The sequence below is a fragment of the Pararhizobium sp. LjRoot235 genome, from assembly GCF_964254145.1.
GTDB lineage: Bacteria > Pseudomonadota > Alphaproteobacteria > Rhizobiales > Rhizobiaceae > Pararhizobium.
In genome coordinates, this window is sequence record NZ_CAXUSP020000003.1 from 195298 (window position 1) to 212332 (window position 17035).

At 58.9% G+C, this 17035-nt stretch carries 17 protein-coding genes; 15 read left to right on the forward strand and 2 right to left on the reverse strand.

Annotated elements, in window-relative coordinates; all coding sequences use genetic code 11:
* Positions 1-29: 29 nt before the first annotated feature.
* The 8 genes from ACSQ2Z_RS27225 (at position 30) to ACSQ2Z_RS27260 (ending at position 6151) form a co-directional block, all read left to right on the forward strand.
* Positions 30-1007 (forward strand): thiamine pyrophosphate-dependent dehydrogenase E1 component subunit alpha, encoded by a 978-nt coding sequence (locus tag ACSQ2Z_RS27225; RefSeq protein WP_436084341.1) that lies wholly within the window; start codon positions 30-32, stop codon positions 1005-1007.
* An 11-nt stretch (positions 1008-1018) separates the two neighbouring features.
* Positions 1019-2026, forward strand: a complete 1008-nt coding sequence (locus ACSQ2Z_RS27230; protein WP_436084342.1) for an alpha-ketoacid dehydrogenase subunit beta — start codon at positions 1019-1021, stop codon at positions 2024-2026.
* A 5-nt stretch (positions 2027-2031) separates the two neighbouring features.
* Positions 2032-3150, forward strand: coding sequence for an acetoin dehydrogenase dihydrolipoyllysine-residue acetyltransferase subunit (locus ACSQ2Z_RS27235; protein WP_436084343.1), 1119 nt, complete (start codon positions 2032-2034; stop codon positions 3148-3150).
* 56 nt (positions 3151-3206) lie between these two features.
* On the forward strand, positions 3207-3962 hold the full coding sequence (locus ACSQ2Z_RS27240) for an SDR family NAD(P)-dependent oxidoreductase (RefSeq protein WP_436084344.1): 756 nt from the start codon (positions 3207-3209) through the stop codon (positions 3960-3962).
* 34 nt (positions 3963-3996) lie between these two features.
* On the forward strand, positions 3997-4419 hold the full coding sequence (locus tag ACSQ2Z_RS27245; RefSeq protein ID WP_436084345.1) for a GlcG/HbpS family heme-binding protein: 423 nt from the start codon (positions 3997-3999) through the stop codon (positions 4417-4419).
* A 107-nt stretch (positions 4420-4526) separates the two neighbouring features.
* The gene (locus tag ACSQ2Z_RS27250; protein WP_436084346.1) at positions 4527-4976 is read left to right on the forward strand and encodes an OsmC family protein; all 450 of its coding nucleotides are present in this window, start codon (positions 4527-4529) and stop codon (positions 4974-4976) included.
* 59 nt (positions 4977-5035) lie between these two features.
* Positions 5036-5329, forward strand: coding sequence for a putative quinol monooxygenase (locus ACSQ2Z_RS27255; RefSeq protein ID WP_436084347.1), 294 nt, complete (start codon positions 5036-5038; stop codon positions 5327-5329).
* Between the two features lie 72 nt (positions 5330-5401).
* On the forward strand, positions 5402-6151 hold the full coding sequence (locus tag ACSQ2Z_RS27260) for an SDR family NAD(P)-dependent oxidoreductase (RefSeq protein WP_436084348.1): 750 nt from the start codon (positions 5402-5404) through the stop codon (positions 6149-6151).
* On the opposite strand, the gene ACSQ2Z_RS27265 is transcribed toward ACSQ2Z_RS27260, so the two are convergent.
* Positions 6152-7090, reverse strand: coding sequence for a LysR family transcriptional regulator (locus ACSQ2Z_RS27265; protein WP_436084349.1), 939 nt, complete (start codon positions 7088-7090; stop codon positions 6152-6154).
* Between the two features lie 250 nt (positions 7091-7340).
* Positions 7341-8168 carry a putative hydro-lyase gene (locus tag ACSQ2Z_RS27270; RefSeq protein ID WP_436084350.1) on the reverse strand — a complete coding sequence of 276 codons (828 nt, stop codon included), beginning with the start codon at positions 8166-8168 and terminating at the stop codon, positions 7341-7343.
* 598 nt (positions 8169-8766) lie between these two features.
* On the opposite strand from ACSQ2Z_RS27270, the gene ACSQ2Z_RS27275 reads away from it, so the two are divergent.
* The 7 genes from ACSQ2Z_RS27275 to ACSQ2Z_RS27305 all read left to right on the forward strand — a co-directional run bounded on the left by ACSQ2Z_RS27275 (position 8767) and on the right by ACSQ2Z_RS27305 (position 16985).
* Entirely contained in the window at positions 8767-9876 is a 1110-nt protein-coding gene (locus ACSQ2Z_RS27275) for an extracellular solute-binding protein (protein WP_436084351.1), read from the forward strand.
* Positions 9877-9906: 30 nt separating this feature from the next.
* Complete coding sequence (locus tag ACSQ2Z_RS27280) at positions 9907-10989, forward strand: ABC transporter ATP-binding protein (protein ID WP_436084352.1); 1083 nt, start codon at positions 9907-9909, stop codon at positions 10987-10989.
* The gene (locus tag ACSQ2Z_RS27285; protein WP_436084353.1) at positions 10982-12709 is read left to right on the forward strand and encodes an ABC transporter permease subunit; all 1728 of its coding nucleotides are present in this window, start codon (positions 10982-10984) and stop codon (positions 12707-12709) included. Before ACSQ2Z_RS27280 ends, ACSQ2Z_RS27285 begins: the two co-directional genes overlap by 8 nt.
* A 111-nt stretch (positions 12710-12820) precedes the next feature.
* Complete coding sequence (locus tag ACSQ2Z_RS27290) at positions 12821-13708, forward strand: alpha/beta fold hydrolase (RefSeq protein WP_436084354.1); 888 nt, start codon at positions 12821-12823, stop codon at positions 13706-13708.
* A 156-nt stretch (positions 13709-13864) separates the two neighbouring features.
* A complete protein-coding gene (locus ACSQ2Z_RS27295) occupies positions 13865-14842 on the forward strand; it encodes a thiamine pyrophosphate-dependent dehydrogenase E1 component subunit alpha (RefSeq protein WP_436084355.1) in 978 nt (325 codons plus the stop codon).
* Between the two features lie 11 nt (positions 14843-14853).
* Positions 14854-15861 carry an alpha-ketoacid dehydrogenase subunit beta gene (locus tag ACSQ2Z_RS27300; RefSeq protein WP_436084342.1) on the forward strand — a complete coding sequence of 336 codons (1008 nt, stop codon included), beginning with the start codon at positions 14854-14856 and terminating at the stop codon, positions 15859-15861.
* Positions 15862-15866: 5 nt separating this feature from the next.
* Positions 15867-16985 (forward strand): acetoin dehydrogenase dihydrolipoyllysine-residue acetyltransferase subunit, encoded by a 1119-nt coding sequence (locus ACSQ2Z_RS27305; RefSeq protein ID WP_436084356.1) that lies wholly within the window; start codon positions 15867-15869, stop codon positions 16983-16985.
* Positions 16986-17035 lie beyond the last annotated feature (50 nt).

Here is a 17035-nt window from a genome sequence, read left to right on the forward strand (position 1 = left end):
AGCATTCAACGAATTTGAAGAGAGAAGCAATGTCGGGCTTGCAACTACCACAGGACAAACTCATCGAGGTTTATCGCAACATGCGGATGATCCGCCGCTTTGAAGAGCGGGTGATGGACGAGATGGCGACCGGCGACATTCCCGGCAACACCCATCTTTATGCCGGTCAGGAGGCCAGTGCCGTCGGGGTCTGCCTGCACCTGAACGAGGACGACTATATCTCGTCCACCCATCGCGGCCATGGTCATTCGATCGCAAAGGGCGTCGACGTCGACAGCATGATGGCGGAACTGTTCGGGCGCGCCAGCGGCACCTGCGGCGGCAAGGGCGGCTCTCAGCACATTGCCGATCTGCGCAAGGGCATGCTGGGCGCCAACGGGATCGTTGCGGCGGGTGCGCCGATCACCTGCGGCGCCGCGTTAAGCGCCAAGCTCCTGGGCAAAAAGCACGTGGCGGTCGCTTTTGCCGGCGACGGCGCGATGAACGAAGGCGTCATGTCCGAAAGCTTCAACCTTGCCAAGATCTGGATGCTGCCGATCGTCTTCGTCATCGAGGACAATGGTTTTGGCGAAGCCACAGCCAATGAGTATGTGTCGGCCGGCAGCTTCACGCGCCGGGCGGAAAGCTATGACATTCCGGCCATAGAGGTCGACGGCACAGATGTGTTCAGCGTCTATGAAGCGGCCGGCGAAGCGGTTGCCCGCGCCCGCAACGGCGGTGGACCGACGATGCTGCACGTCCATGTGCCGCGCTACTACGGCCACTATAGCGGCGACCCGGATAACTATCGCACGCCCGAGGAAAAAGCGGCGATGCGTCGGGAGCGTGACTGCCTGATCAATTTCCGCAAGCGCGTCAACGAGGTGTCGCTGCTCGACGCTGCCGAACTCGATGCCGTCGATCAGGCGGTGGAAGCCGAGATCGACCGCGCTGTCGCTGCCGCGCGTGCCGCACCGTTCCCGCCCTTGTCGGCCCTCACCACCGACGTCTACGTCAAGTATCTGTAAGGACGACGATCATGCCAAAGAAATCCTTCCGCCAAGCCCTCAACGAGGCTCTTCATTCGGAAATGGCCCGTGATCCGAGCGTGATCATGATGGGTGAGGACCTGACAGGCGGCGCCGGAGCCAATGGCGTGAAAGACGCCTGGGGCGGGCCTTTCGGCGTGACGCGGGGATTGCTCGATGCGTTTGGCGCGGAGCGCATCCGCGACACGCCGATCAGCGAAGCGGCCTTCATCGGTGCAGCGGCCGGCGCCGCCTTGACCGGTTTGCGCCCGATCGCCGAAATCATGTTTGTCGACTTTGCCGGCGTCTGTCTCGACCAGATCATGAACCAGGCTGCAAAGTTCCGCTACATGTTCGGCGGTCGCGCCAAGACGCCACTCGTCATCCGCGCCACCTATGGCGCCGGCAGCCGTTCCGGTTCCCAGCACACCCAGGCGCTTTATCCGATCTTCACCCATATCCCGGGTCTGAAGGTCGTCATTCCGTCCAATCCCTACGACGCCAAGGGTCTTTTGCTGCAGGCGATCCGCGACGATGACCCGGTCATCTTCCTGGAGCACAAGATGCTCTACGACACCGTCGGCGAGGTGCCCGACGCGTCCTACACGATCCCATTCGGCGAAGCCCGCGTCGTGCGCGACGGCAAGGATGTGCTGATCGTTGCGATTGGACGAATGGTCGGTGTTGCCGAAGAAGCGGCCCGACAGCTTGCTTCGGAAGGCATCTCCGCCTGCGTCGTCGACCCCCGCACCACGTCGCCCCTGGACGAGGACACGTTGCTTGAAGTCGCCGAGCAGATCGGCCGCGTCGTCATCGTCGACGAGGCCAATCCGCGGTGCAGCGTTGCGACCGACATCTCCGCTCTCTTTGCCGACAAATGCTTCGACGCGCTGAAGGCGCCGATCAAGCTGGTGACGGCGCCGCACACACCGGTTCCCTACGCTCCCAATCTTGAAGACGCCTATATCCCGACGCCCGAAGCCGTGGCGAAGGCCGCCAGATCCATTGTAAAGAGGTAACTCCCATGTCGCTTATCGAAGCTGTCACCGTTCCCAAATGGGGAATGACGATGACCGAAGGCACGATCACCCAATGGATGGTCAATGAGGGCGATACCATCGCCCGCGGTCAAGAAATCCTCGAAATCGAGACGACGAAGGTCACCAACGTCCTCGAAGCAGCGGCAAGCGGTACCTTGCGGCGCATCGTGCTGCAGCAAGGCACGACGGCGCCGGTCGGGGCGCTGGCCGGCGTCATCACCGACGAGGCCGCCACCGCAGAAGAGATCGACGCCTTTATCGAAAGCTATGCCGATCGACTGGGCTCGGGCGCAGAGGGCGACGCCGGCATAGCCGCGCCGCGCACCGTCGATGTCGAGGGCGGCACGATCAACCTGCTCGAAGCCGGCGAAGCGAGCGATGACGTCGTGTTGTTCCTGCACGGTTTTGGCGGCGACCTGTCGACCTGGCTGTTCAACCAGCCGCCGCTGGCGGAGAAGATCCGCACGATCGCGGTCGATCTGCCAGGTCACGGCGCTTCGTCGCCCGTCGACGGCGGCGACATCCTTGCCAAGATCGCATCAGCCGTCAGCGCCGCAGTTCAGGATCTCGTCCCCGGCAAGCTCCATCTCGTCGGCCATTCCTTCGGCGGCGCCGTCGCGGCAAGGATCGCAGCCGACCAGCCGTCGCGGGTTGCTTCGCTGACATTGATCGCGCCGATCGGCTTGAGCAAGCAGATGAGCCGCGACTTTCTCGTCGACTTCGTCGCCGCCGAGCGGCGGCGCCCACTTCTGAACGTGCTTGAGCGGCTGTTTGCCGATCCCTCCAAGATCACCAACGACATGGTCGAGGGCACCTTGCGCTTCAAGCGTCTCGAAGGTGTGCCCGAAGCGCTGTCGGCGATCGCCGACACAATCGCCAATGAAGACGGCCAGTTGCAGTCAATCCGTGCGCTGCTGGCCGGTCTCGACTGCCCCGTCACCCTCCTCTGGGGCGAGCAGGACCAGATCGTGCCGGTCCCGGACGCGGCAGACCTCCCGGCAAAGGTCACTTTGCGCAGCCTGCCGGCGGTCGGGCACATGCCGCAAATGGAGGCATCCGCAACCGTCAACGAAGCCATCCTGGAAAATATCCAGAAGGCTTGAACATAACGGGCAATGCCCAAAGTGAAGTGATCTAACCCTCGAATTGGGAGCAATCCATGTCTCAACGTTTGTCAGGAAAGCGCGTACTCCTAACCGGAGGCGTTGCAAACATCGGTCTCGCTATTCTGGAGGCATTTGTTGCCGAAGGCGCAACGGTTTCTGTGGTGGATATCGACGCTGTCAAGGGCAGCGAGGTCGAAAAGCGGTTCGGGGAGCGGGTACGGTTCATTAAGGCCGATATTTCGCAGGAAGACGAGATCAAGGCGGCAATCGACCAGTCCGTTGCCTGGATGAAGGGAATGGACACTCTCTGCCTGAATGCGGGCATCCAACTCTCCGGCAAGGTTGAAGACTTTTCGACGCGCGATTGGGACAAGGTGTTCACGATCAATGTCCGCGCCAATTTCATCTTCGCAAGGGAATCGGTGAAACACCTTCGGGACGCTGGCAAATCCTCGATCGTCATGATGTCTTCGCTGGCCGGCAAGCGCGGCGCGCCAGGCCTCGTCGGTTACTCGTCGTCCAAAGCCGCGATCATCGGTCTCACGACGACGCTCGCGATTGAGCTGGCGCGCGACGGTATTCGTGTCAACGCCGTGTGCCCCGGCTGGATCGACACGCCCTTCAATCAACCGGCCATCGACTTCATCGGTGGTCGAGAAAAGCAGGAATCGCTGATCCCGATCCTCATTCCGCTTGGACGACAAGCCACGCCCCAGGAGGTCGCACCGCTCTTCGTCTATCTCGCCTCCGACGAGGCTTCCTACGTGACGGCGCAGTCGATCAACGTCGATGGCGGCATCTACAACTGATCGCGCAAGCGACCGAAAGCAAAAGGGGAATAACATGATCAAGCTGATTACACATGAGGCGGCGCTCAAAGCCCTTGAGGTCGGTGCAGCCAAAGCAAGGGAGTTGGGAGAGCCTTCTTCCCTGGCGATCGTTGATGCCGGTGGCAATCTGCTTGCCTTCCTGCGCGTCGACGATGCTGCGCTCTCAACCGTCGAAATTGCTCAAGGCAAGGCGTACACTGCTCTTGCCTTACGCTCGCCGTCCGGTAACTGGCTAGAGCTGGTCCAGCCTGGCGGAGCGCTTTACGGACTGGATGCGCTTGGCGGGCGCCGGCCATTCGTTGTTTTCGGTGGCGGACTGCCTGTGCGCGATGGAAAGACCGTCATCGGCGCGGTGGGCGCATCCGGAGGTCCGGTGGACGCCGACGTGACCATTGCACAGGCAATGGTGGAGGTTCTTCAAACCGCTTGCGCCTGAATGTCGCGTCAGCACGGCACCTTGCCGCCCGTTCAAGGCGGCAAGATCATTAATTTCTATCTCATGGCAAGGACATTGTCCCGTGGCCATAGAACTGGGATGACAAAATGTCTGAGCACGCAATCCGCCTCGAATGGAAATCAGAGCCCCATGCGCAACAGCCGGCAACATACAGTCGGGATCACACGGCCACCTACAGCTCGCAGGTCTCCGTAGATGTTTCAGCTGCGCCCGCCTATCTCGGAAATAGCAATCTTGCGGATCCGGAACAGCTCCTCGTGAACGCTCTGGCGAGCTGCCACATGCTCTACTTTCTCGCGATCTGCGAGGGTAGCGGCTATGCCGTGACAAGTTACGTGGACGACGCTGTCGGAAAGGTGGCGAAAAATCCTGACGGAACGTTTTGGGTGTCGGAAATCACCCTCCATCCAAAAGCGTCCTTTGGTCCGCAGAAGCAGCCTGATCGCGAAACATTGTCTCGATTGCATCACAAGGCCCATAAAGGATGCTTCATCGCCAATTCCATCAAAACTCACGTTTCGATTGAATTGGACTAACACACCACAGCACCCATCGCGGTGCGTCTAAAAGTTTTCAATGTGAAGGAAGGTGCAGAATGACCGACAAGCTAGTTGTTATTGCCACTGTGACGGCCCACGAAGGAATGCACGAGCAGCTTCGAGAAGCGCTCCTGACCCTGGTTCCGATCGCGCAAAAGGAGCCTGGATTCGTTCAGTACGATCTCCATGAGTCCCTGGAGCGCCCAGGTGAGTTCGTCTTCTATGAGATCTGGCAGGATGAGCAATCGCTGGAGGTACACAACAACACGGAGTCAATGAAGGCGTTCGGCGCGCGAGCCGGTCAGTGGATTAAGTCCGTTAAACTGGACAAGTACAAGCGTCTGTTCTGATCCCAAGCTGGAAGAAACCCGAAATCGAGGGCTTGCCGTGGGCCAAGCCCGACGAATGGAGGTGTATAGACAATGAACAGGTCTTTGGAAGGCAAAAGCGCGTTTGTCACCGGTGCAACCTCGGGCATAGGTCTCGCCTGTGCCCGACGGTTCGCGGATCTGGGGGCGAGGGTAGCACTCTGCGGGCGACGAGCCGATGAGCTCCAAAGGATCGTCAAAGAGCTTGGGCAAGGCTCGCTCGCCATTCCTCTCGACATCCGTGAAGAGGCAAAGGTCAGCACTGCGGTTGCCGAAGCCTGGGACGCTCTCGAGGGCATTGACTACCTCGTTCATGCTGCAGGCATCGTCACGCCTGCACCCCTGGAAGCGTTGTCCGCAGAGGTGTGGCGCCAGCACATCGATGTCAACTTGAATGGCGCTTTCTACGTAATGCGGGAATGCGCACTGAGAATGCGAGGCCGAGGGCGCGGCAGCATCGTAGCCATCGCCTCGGACCTGTCGTTCAAAGGCATGCCGAACTTTGCCCACTACTGTGCATCAAAAGCAGGGCTTTCCGGACTGTCCAAATCGCTTGCGCTCGAACTCGCCCCCCACGTCAGGGTAAACTGCATTTGCCCGGGTCCCGTCGATACGCCCATGTTAAAGGCCGAGCTCGAACTGCTTGGCGGCACCGTTGCTCGCGACGCCGCGCTTTCGCAAGTCCCCCTGAAGCGATTTTCCAGTGCGGACGAGATTGCCAGTTTCGTCCTCTATGTCGCGACGGAGGCTACCTTTGCGACAGGCAGCATGTTTAGCTTAGACGGCGGAACGACGGCAGGTTGATCAATCCGCGCTGATTGTTTGATCTTGGTGTGAGGGAAGATCTGAAAAAAGGGCGTACTCGCCCGCCACTTTCTGGGCAAGCGCAGCGACAACGCCATTCAAATGGGTATCGGGACCCTTGATGAAGCTTGCAGTGAATGCCATCGTTGGCATTATTTGATCGATTGTCCTGAGTACCCGCAGCTTGCCGGTTGCGAGATGGTCTGAAACGACTTCGACAGGGATGGCAGCGACGCCGATACCATCAAGCGTCATACGGACAATCGAGGACAGCGAGGAATTGGCAAACAGGCGCACGCGCTGCTGATGTGCCTTGTCGAAAAGCTCAGTGAGTTCACGATAGGGCTGTGTTTGCCTTGCAAAAGTGATGATCGGAAATGCAGCAAGCTCCTTGAGCGTCACCGCCTCTGGCCCCAAGGGAAACTCCTCCCGGACCACCCAACTGATAGGATATTCGCACAGCGGCAGATTCGCGACGCTTCCCGAGATCACCGGCCCCAGGAGGAACGCGACATCGATGCTGTTCTCGAGTAGGGCCGCTGCAAGACCGGTGGAGCCGTCGACGTTGATCTCCAATGTAATTGCCGGATATTCATGGTTCAGTCGTTTGAGCAGTTCTGGCAGCCATGTGTGGACGATCGTGTCTGAAACACCAAGCTGGACGGTCCCCTCCAAGGCATTTGCGCCTGCAACGGAAAGCACCATCTCGGTCCTGAGCGCCAACATGCGCTCAGCATATTTGAGGATTTCACGTCCCTTCACGGTCAGCCGGCTACCACGCTTATCACGTTCGAACAGCCGCACTTTGAGTTCCAGTTCAAGCTGGGCAATGCGTGCAGAAACAGCCGGCTGCGTAGTATGAAGCTTCTCGGCGGCGCGATGGAAGCCGCCCGTCTGAGCAACAACCCAGAAAGTCTCCAAGGTGCGCAGGTCAATCATCGCGCCCGCCTGTCCTCAATAAATTCAACGCCTGGATAACCATTGACGAGTATACGACCGGATGCAAGCGTTACGGTGATATGACAGGCAGCAAACCTGTTTTTGCCACGGGCAAGAACTGGCCTGGGCAGCACGGATGTCAAATAAGGTCAGCGAAAATTATCTCAAAGAGTCTCATCCAATGCCTTCGTTTCGCAACAGGCGACGTGATGTGGTAGGGGTTGCAAGGAATAGGGGACAGAGAGCAGCTCTATAGAACGGGCGCCTCGAAGCGGAAATTCCCGTTCAGAAGATCCTCATCGCGTACGTCCGTGATCAGCATGCAACCAGGGCTGTGCGTAACTGCTATCGGCGGTTTGGCTTGTGCCAAAGCAACTTGCGGCGTGACGCCACACGCCCAGAAGACTGGCACTTCGCCTTCTTTCAGCGGAACGCTGTCGCCAAAGTCGGGCGAGGATAGATCCTTGATCCCGATCGCCGAAGGATCGCCGAAATGCACCGGCGCCCCATGGACCTGCGGCATCCTGGCAGTGATTTCGATCGCCCGGATGGCGTCCGCTGGCTTCATCGGTCGCATGGACACCACGAACTGTCCCGAGAACGGACCAGCTGAGACGCAATCGATATTCGTCCTGTACATCGGTACGTTCGAACCGAGTTCGATATGCCGGACACCAATGCCCGCCTTCAACAGAGCCCACTCGAACGAGAACGAACAGCCAATCAAAAAGGAAACGAAATCGTCGCGCCAGATGTGGTGAATATCGGAAATCTCCTCTCCAATCTGTCCGTCACGAAAAACACGGTAGCTCGGCAAATCGGAACGGATGTCGATATTCCTGCCAGCTTTGCCGAGCGACGGATCGCCGGGATTTCCGACAGCGAGCAACGGGCACGGTTTGGGATTTTCCAGGCAGAATCTCAGAAAATCGGTGGCCCACGACTTTGGAAGGATCACCAGGTTTCCTTGCGCAAATCCCGGGGCCATTCCAGAAGTCTGTCCGCCAATCGTACCAGCCCGAACATCGAGGCGAATTTGCTCTGGTGTACGATCGAGTACCGTTTTAAACCCATCCATCACTAAGCATCCCTGTTGTCGTGCACGCACATACAAGGACTCGTCATTCCGAGCCGTCTCGTCAAATCTCCATATTCAATTACCTCAGATAGATTCTATTGATCACAACATAGGCAAGAACGGCCTCTGCCGGCCTCGGGAATGGTCTGTGATGCGCCGCTGATAAAACTGGATTATCAGTTCAAATCGCCAACGACGATTTGACCTTCCGGCCGTCTGGCAGGAACATCGGCTTTCGTGAACACCATGATTGGGAGGTCATCCGTGTCGTCACTATTGGACGAAGCACTTGCTGTCGTCAGCTAATACACACTTGTCATCTTCGAACTCGTTCGTGGGCGCCTAAACGCTCGAGAACGCGATTCCGATCCAGTACAATGCCTAGGTCAGCCTGATCTGCGCGTTGCTATTCGTCGTGGCATTTATACATAATTACACTTCAAATTCAATTGTTTATTCTGTTGACACACGGGGTTTCTTGAATAATACTCACTGACCAATCTAACTGCCGTTAGTTAGATCACGATACAAAAGGGGAGCAGGGTGGTGCGCAGCGCCCCTTCTGCAGTCTGTCAACCATTGCCAGAAGGAGTCAGTAATGACCGGAAAAACATCACCATCCATCACTCGCCGTCATGCTTTGAAGCTTGGAGGCGCGGTGCTATCCACGTCGCTTTTTGCGCCTGCAGTCATCAGGAGCGCCTGGGCCGCCGAAGAGCCGATCACGTTGTTGACGTGGGAAACCTACGCCGAGCCTGAATGGATAGCGGAGTGGCAGGCGGCCAACGGGACCGAAATCAAACCAGTGATTGTCTCGTCGCTTGATGAGGTGTTCGCCCAGCTTCAGTCTGGCGCCGTGAAGCCTGATGTCATTTACTCAGAGGCGTCGACGGCGGGCCGCCTCAAGAAGGCGGGCCAGATCGTCCCGTTCGACGTCTCCAAGACCCCCAACATCTCCAACATCCTCCCAGGACTGACCTGGCGCGAGCCGCTGACAGTCGACGGTGCCCTCATGGGCATTCCCCTCCACTGGGGAACGCAGCCTCTGCAGTACAATGCTGATGTGATCAAGTCTCCGCCCACGAGCTGGGCCGCTCTGTGGGACAAGGCCTACCAGGGGAAAGTCACGATATTCGACGACGCCACCGTCACGATCCCGATGGTCGCGCTTTACGTCGGCGCAAAAGATCCCTTCAACTTGACCGAGGACGAGTTTACGCTCGTCACCGATGCTCTCCGCGAACTGCGAGGACAGGTTCGCGTCGTCACGAGAGGATTCGACGATGCCGCAAACGTCTATGCGTCTGGCGAAGCGGTTCTCGGCTACTGTCACAATGTCACGGTTGTCAACATCCTGAAGAAGAAGGGGCTAAACGCCAAGTATTCCCTGCCGAAGGAAGGAACGCCGGCCTGGATCGAAGGGACCTTTGTCTCGCCGAAAGGACGGCGCGACATCGTCTACAAATTCCTCAATGACACGATGTCGGCGAAGTGGCAGGCAAGATTCATGAAGTTCTCGGGAAGCAACGGCATTTTGACGCCGGAGGCGGCGCGCGAAGCCGGCATGACCGAAGACGAGCTGAAAAACACCAATATCCTCGACTCCGATGACCCGAGTTTCAAGGACAATCTCGTCTTCTTCAAGGAACCCGAGAATGTCGAACGTCGTATCCAGCTCTGGAATGACTTCCTGGCCGGCACGCTCTGACGCCGTCCGCAATCCAACTGGAGAATGACAATGGGAACACGCGAAACCAGCTCTGTACTTTCGCTCGTCGGCGTTTCGAAAACTTATGACGGGGCAAAAAAACCGGCGCTCGACCAGGTGTCGTTCTCGGTAAACCCGGGGGAATTCTTTTCGATCCTTGGGCCGAGCGGCTCCGGAAAGACGACAATTCTGCGCACGGTGGCCGGGTTCGAGAAGCCGGATACGGGCCAAATCGTCATGGCAGGTGAGGTGGTCAACTCGGTTGCCCCGAACAAGCGCGACGTCCGCACCGTGTTCCAGAGTTATGCCCTTTTCCCGCACCTTACGGTGCGGGAAAATGTCGAATATCCACTCCGGATGAAGGGCGAGCCGAAGCCGAACCGTCGGACAAAAGCCGAGGAAGCGCTGGCGCTTACCGAAATGTTGACTTTTGCCGACCGGCTACCGCACCAGCTTTCCGGCGGGCAGCGTCAGCGTGCTGCGCTGGCGCGGTCCATCGTATCGCGACCGAGGCTTCTTCTTCTCGACGAGCCACTTGCCGCTCTTGATCTTCGCTTGCGCCAACAAATGCAACACACATTGGTGGCGCTGCAAAAAGAGCTCGGCATAGCATTCATGTATGTCACGCATGATCAGGGCGAAGCCCTCTCGATGTCTGACCGCGTCGTCGTCTTGCAGGACGGAAAGATAGCTCAACTCGCCACGCCTCGAGAAATATATTTTGCCCCGCAAAACGAGTTTGTTTCACGTTTCGTCGGTCGCTCCAACCTCGTCGTGGTCAATTTCGAACCGTCGGATACCGGCTTCGTGGGAACGGTAGAGGGAACCAGGATTCCGGGACTGACTGCCAAAAAGGGCGGAACGGCGAGGATGGCGATCAGGTACGAAGGAATTCAGGTGAAACCTCTCGATGACGCAGACCGTGCACCTGACACAATTCCCGGCGTAGTGGAAGACGTCCTTTTCCTAGGCACCAACTGCGAAGTCAATGTCCGCTGCGGCACCGTCAATCTCATCGGCACGGTACCCGCGGTGCGAGACTCGACGTTCTCGGTGGGCCAGCCCGTCAAGGTCGCTTTCGATGCCGCAAACACGCAGGTTTTCCATGACTGAGATCGTTGCTCCAGCACTACCCGAGCACGCCTCTGCGCGGCGAGAACGTTTTCCATTGGGCTTTCGCCTTTCAAGCGTCCCCGTATTGGCGTGGCTGTTTCTGATCGTCATTCTGCCCAACCTGCTTCTGATCGGAATCAGCTTTCTGAAGACTTCGGCGGGCGTCATCATCTTCGAGCCATCGCTAACGAACTATTCGAGGATGTGGAATTCGGCGGGCTTCTGGGTCCTGCTAATGCGCACGCTGTCGTTCAGCTTTCTTGCTTGCATACTCGCGACCGTCATCGCGTATCCGCTTGCCTTCTATGTTGGGCGCGTTGCCAGACGTAACAAAGCGCTGCTGACGATCCTGATCGTTTTGCCTCTCTGGATCAGCCTCCTCATGCGGATTTTCGCATGGCGCGTAATCCTTGGCCAATCCGGTGTTCTCAACGGCTTCCTAGTCTCAAGCGGGATCCTGGATGCCCCGTCCGAAGCGTTTCTCTACAGCCCAAGTTCAGTCGTTATCGTCTTCGCCTACATTTCTGTGCCCTTTATCTTCATTTCCACCATGGGCGCTTTCGAGAAGATCCCACGCGATCTGATAGAAGCGTCGGAAGATTCAGGCGCGACGTCGCTGCAGACATTCCTTCATCTGATATGGCCACTGACACGCAGAAATCTGGCAATCGGGTTTTCGCTCGCATTCCTCGTCACGGTTGGCGATTTTGTCACTCCAGCAATGATCGGCGGGATCGACGGGACCACGCTGGGCGTCGTTATCTCGACACAGTTCGGCTTCGCAAACAATTGGCCCTATGGTGCCTCTGTCGCCGTAGCTCTGATGCTGAGCGTCGTGGCTCTTCTCGGTGTCATCATCGCTCTCACACCAGTGAAGGGCGTCATGGTTGGCGGAGAAGGCGATCAGCCACCATCGGACGGGACTGGCTCGACCGGCTTCGCTCGGAGACTGGGAGCGATTGGTTACGTCGCGGCAATTGCCTACCTTTATGCGCCGCTCGCCATCATCATCCTTTTCTCGTTCAATTCAGCAAACCTTCAAACTCTTCCGTTGGAAGGGCTGACTCTGCACTGGTATTACGAGCTCTTGAACGACGCCTCCCTGATCGAGGCGGCTCAGCGCTCGGTGATTGTCGCAGCATGCGTGGTTTCCATATCCGTGGTGGTCGGAACGATATTTGCGCTGATCGTCCATTATTCGAAGTTGAAAGGTGCCCGTTTCTACGAAATGGCCTTTGCGCTTCCAATCGCCACCCCGGGAGTTGTTCTCGGCATCGAGATGGTTTTGGGAACCGAGATCTTCGGAATCCCCTCTGGCATCACCCGGATCGTCGTCGGGCAGATGAGCTTTGTCATGCCGGTGACCTTTCTGCTGCTGCTTGTTCGACTTCGCCGGCTCGATCCAAGTCTCATGGAGGCGTCGTTGGATCTTGGCGCGAGCCGTTGGCAAAGCTTCATCCATGTGTTGTTTCCGATGATCAAGGGAACGATCCTGGCCGGCGCTTTTCTCGGTCTGACCCTTTCTGCCGACGACGTCATGGTAACCCTGTTCCTGTCGGGCGGGGCGCCGACCTTGCCGATCTGGGTGTTTAACCAGATGCGCTTTGGCTTCACGCCTTCTGTCAACGCGGTGTTCTCGCTTCTGCTGATCGTGTGTCTTGTCGCCGTGACGATCGGCACCTGGAAAACCGCCTCAACGCGGGCTCGCGAAGCCCACTGACCAGCGACTCGATGGGTTTCCGTCGACGTGGAACGGACAGCAAGGAAATCGAGATGACTGCCGTTTGTGCGGTCGTCCGCCCTGGACAAGTTTATAGAAAAGGAGGCTGCGATGGCAGACACACTGAATTGGCCGTCGAGCGGCATCGAGGGATTTGAGCGAGGCTTTTCTACGGTTAATGGCGTCAGGCTGCACTATGTCAGCGGAGGGCGTCCCGATGGCGAGGTCGTCGTGCTGTTCGCCGGATTCCCCCAGAGCTGGTACGCGTGGCGCAAGATTTTGCCGGAACTCGGTGCCAAATATCGTGTCATTGCACTGGATCTTCCCGGGCAGGGTGATTCTGATCGCCCGGTGGCTGGATGCGATACGACAGGCATCGCCAAAATCGTTCGCGGTCTTCTCGAAAAATTGGGCGCCGATCGGCACTACCTCGTTGCGCACGATATCGGCGCATGGGTTGCATATCCCTACGCAGCGCTTTTCGCAGACAATGTGCTTGGCCTTGCCATTCTTGATACGGGAATCCCCGGCATCAGCCTTCCCGACGCACTGCCATGGTCGTCCGAAGTCGCTTGGCGCACGTGGCACGTTGCCTTTCACAACGTTGCCGATCTGCCAGAGGCGCTCATAGAAGGTCGGGAGGACATCTATCTCAACTGGTTCCTTCAGCGTAAAGCTGCCAATCCGCAAGTGTTCTCCGAAAGCGATTTCAACGAGTACCTGCGCGTATTCCTCTACGGTGGCCTGAAGGGTGGACTTGCCTATTACAGGGCAGTGTCATTATCCGCAGAACAGAACCGAGAGCTTGCCGCCAGGGGAAAACTTGAAATGCCGGTCCTCGCGGTGCGGGCGGATCAAGGCTCCATGCCGGACCTTGTCGCACAATTGCAGAAGATCGCGACCAATGTCCGAGGAACTGCAATCGAAAACTGCGGTCACTATCTGGCGGAAGAACAACCCACAGCGCTCGTGCGTGAACTCCTGGACTTTTTCAAGTGAGCCCGTTTCGGCAGTCCACCCTACCCAAGAGGGGTGGGTTGCTCCGGCTGCGGTTGGTCGCTGCGATCAACCGCAGCCAGTCAATCCGCTGCCGAACAATGTAGTGGATACGGACACGTCAAGACAGACCACATAGGCAACAAAAGGAGGGAAGCAATGTCGGGCCTGCAACTACCACAGGACAAACTCATCGAGGTCTATCGCAACATGCGGATGATCCGCCGCTTTGAAGAGCGGGTGATGGACGAGATGGCATCCGGCGACATTCCCGGCAACACCCATCTTTATGCCGGTCAGGAGGCGAGTGCCGTCGGGGTCTGCCTGCACCTGAACGAGGACGACTATATCTCGTCCACCCATCGCGGCCATGGTCATTCGATCGCAAAGGGTGTCGACGTCGACAGCATGATGGCGGAGCTGTTCGGGCGCGCCAGCGGCACCTGCGGCGGCAAGGGCGGGTCGATGCACATTGCCGATCTGCGCAAGGGCATGCTGGGCGCCAACGGGATCGTTGCGGCGGGTGCGCCGATCACCTGCGGCGCCGCGTTAAGCGCCAAGCTCCTGGGCAAAAAGCACGTGGCGGTCGCTTTTGCCGGCGACGGCGCGATGAACGAAGGCGTCATGTCCGAAAGCTTCAACCTTGCCAAGATCTGGATGCTGCCGATCGTCTTCGTCATCGAGGACAATGGTTTTGGCGAAGCCACAGCCAATGAGTATGTGTCGGCCGGCAGCTTCACGCGCCGGGCGGAAAGCTATGACATTCCGGCCATAGAGGTCGACGGCACAGATGTGTTCAGCGTCTATGAAGCGGCCGGCGAAGCGGTTGCCCGCGCCCGCAACGGCGGTGGACCGACGATGCTGCACGTCCATGTGCCGCGCTACTACGGCCACTATAGCGGCGACCCGGATAACTATCGCACGCCCGAGGAAAAAGCGGCGATGCGTCGGGAGCGTGACTGCCTGATCAATTTCCGCAAGCGCGTCAACGAGGTGTCGCTGCTCGACGCTGCCGAACTCGATGCCGTCGATCAGGCGGTGGAAGCCGAGATCGACCGCGCTGTCGCTGCCGCGCGTGCCGCACCGTTCCCGCCCTTGTCGGCCCTCACCACCGACGTCTACGTCAAGTATCTGTAAGGACGACGATCATGCCAAAGAAATCCTTCCGCCAAGCCCTCAACGAGGCTCTTCATTCGGAAATGGCCCGTGATCCGAGCGTGATCATGATGGGTGAGGACCTGACAGGCGGCGCCGGAGCCAATGGCGTGAAAGACGCCTGGGGCGGGCCTTTCGGCGTGACGCGGGGATTGCTCGATGCGTTTGGCGCGGAGCGCATCCGCGACACGCCGATCAGCGAAGCGGCCTTCATCGGTGCAGCGGCCGGCGCCGCCTTGACCGGTTTGCGCCCGATCGCCGAAATCATGTTTGTCGACTTTGCCGGCGTCTGTCTCGACCAGATCATGAACCAGGCTGCAAAGTTCCGCTACATGTTCGGCGGTCGCGCCAAGACGCCACTCGTCATCCGCGCCACCTATGGCGCCGGCAGCCGTTCCGGTTCCCAGCACACCCAGGCGCTTTATCCGATCTTCACCCATATCCCGGGTCTGAAGGTCGTCATTCCGTCCAATCCCTACGACGCCAAGGGTCTTTTGCTGCAGGCGATCCGCGACGATGACCCGGTCATCTTCCTGGAGCACAAGATGCTCTACGACACCGTCGGCGAGGTGCCCGACGCGTCCTACACGATCCCATTCGGCGAAGCCCGCGTCGTGCGCGACGGCAAGGATGTGCTGATCGTTGCGATTGGACGAATGGTCGGTGTTGCCGAAGAAGCGGCCCGACAGCTTGCTTCGGAAGGCATCTCCGCCTGCGTCGTCGACCCCCGCACCACGTCGCCCCTGGACGAGGACACGTTGCTTGAAGTCGCCGAGCAGATCGGCCGCGTCGTCATCGTCGACGAGGCCAATCCGCGGTGCAGCGTTGCGACCGACATCTCCGCTCTCTTTGCCGACAAATGCTTCGACGCGCTGAAGGCGCCGATCAAGCTGGTGACGGCGCCGCACACACCGGTTCCCTACGCTCCCAATCTTGAAGACGCCTATATCCCGACGCCCGAAGCCGTGGCGAAGGCCGCCAGATCCATTGTAAAGAGGTAACTCCCATGTCGCTTATCGAAGCTGTCACCGTTCCCAAATGGGGAATGACGATGACCGAAGGCACGATCACCCAATGGATGGTCAATGAGGGCGATACCATCGCCCGCGGTCAAGAAATCCTCGAAATCGAGACGACGAAGGTCACCAACGTCCTCGAAGCAGCGGCAAGCGGTACCTTGCGGCGCATCGTGCTGCAGCAAGGCACGACGGCGCCGGTCGGGGCGCTGGCCGGCGTCATCACCGACGAGGCCGCCACCGCAGAAGAGATCGACGCCTTTATCGAAAGCTATGCCGATCGACTGGGCTCGGGCGCAGAGGGCGACGCCGGCATAGCCGCGCCGCGCACCGTCGATGTCGAGGGCGGCACGATCAACCTGCTCGAAGCCGGCGAAGCGAGCGATGACGTCGTGTTGTTCCTGCACGGTTTTGGCGGCGACCTGTCGACCTGGCTGTTCAACCAGCCGCCGCTGGCGGAGAAGATCCGCACGATCGCGGTCGATCTGCCAGGTCACGGCGCTTCGTCGCCCGTCGACGGCGGCGACATCCTTGCCAAGATCGCATCAGCCGTCAGCGCCGCAGTTCAGGATCTCGTCCCCGGCAAGCTCCATCTCGTCGGCCATTCCTTCGGCGGCGCCGTCGCGGCAAGGATCGCAGCCGACCAGCCGTCGCGGGTTGCTTCGCTGACATTGATCGCGCCGATCGGCTTGAGCAAGCAGATGAGCCGCGACTTTCTCGTCGACTTCGTCGCTGCCGAGCGGCGGCGCCCACTTCTGAACGTGCTTGAGCGGCTGTTTGCCGATCCCTCCAAGATCACCAACGACATGGTCGAGGGCACCCTGCGCTTCAAGCGTCTCGAAGGTGTGCCCGAAGCGCTGTCGGCGATCGCCGACACAATCGCCAATGAAGACGGCCAGTTGCAGTCAATCCGTGCGCTGCTGGCCGGTCTCGACTGCCCCGTCACCCTCCTCTGGGGCGAGCAGGACCAGATCGTGCCGGTCCCGGATGCGGCAGACCTGCCGGCAAAGGTCACTTTGCGCAGCATCCCGGCGGTCGGGCACATGCCGCAAATGGAGGCATCCGCAACCGTCAACGAAGCCATCCTGGAAAATATCCAGAAGGCTTGAGAACCATCGGGTTTGCTCGATCAGTTATTCAGGCAGTCTATCAAAAAACG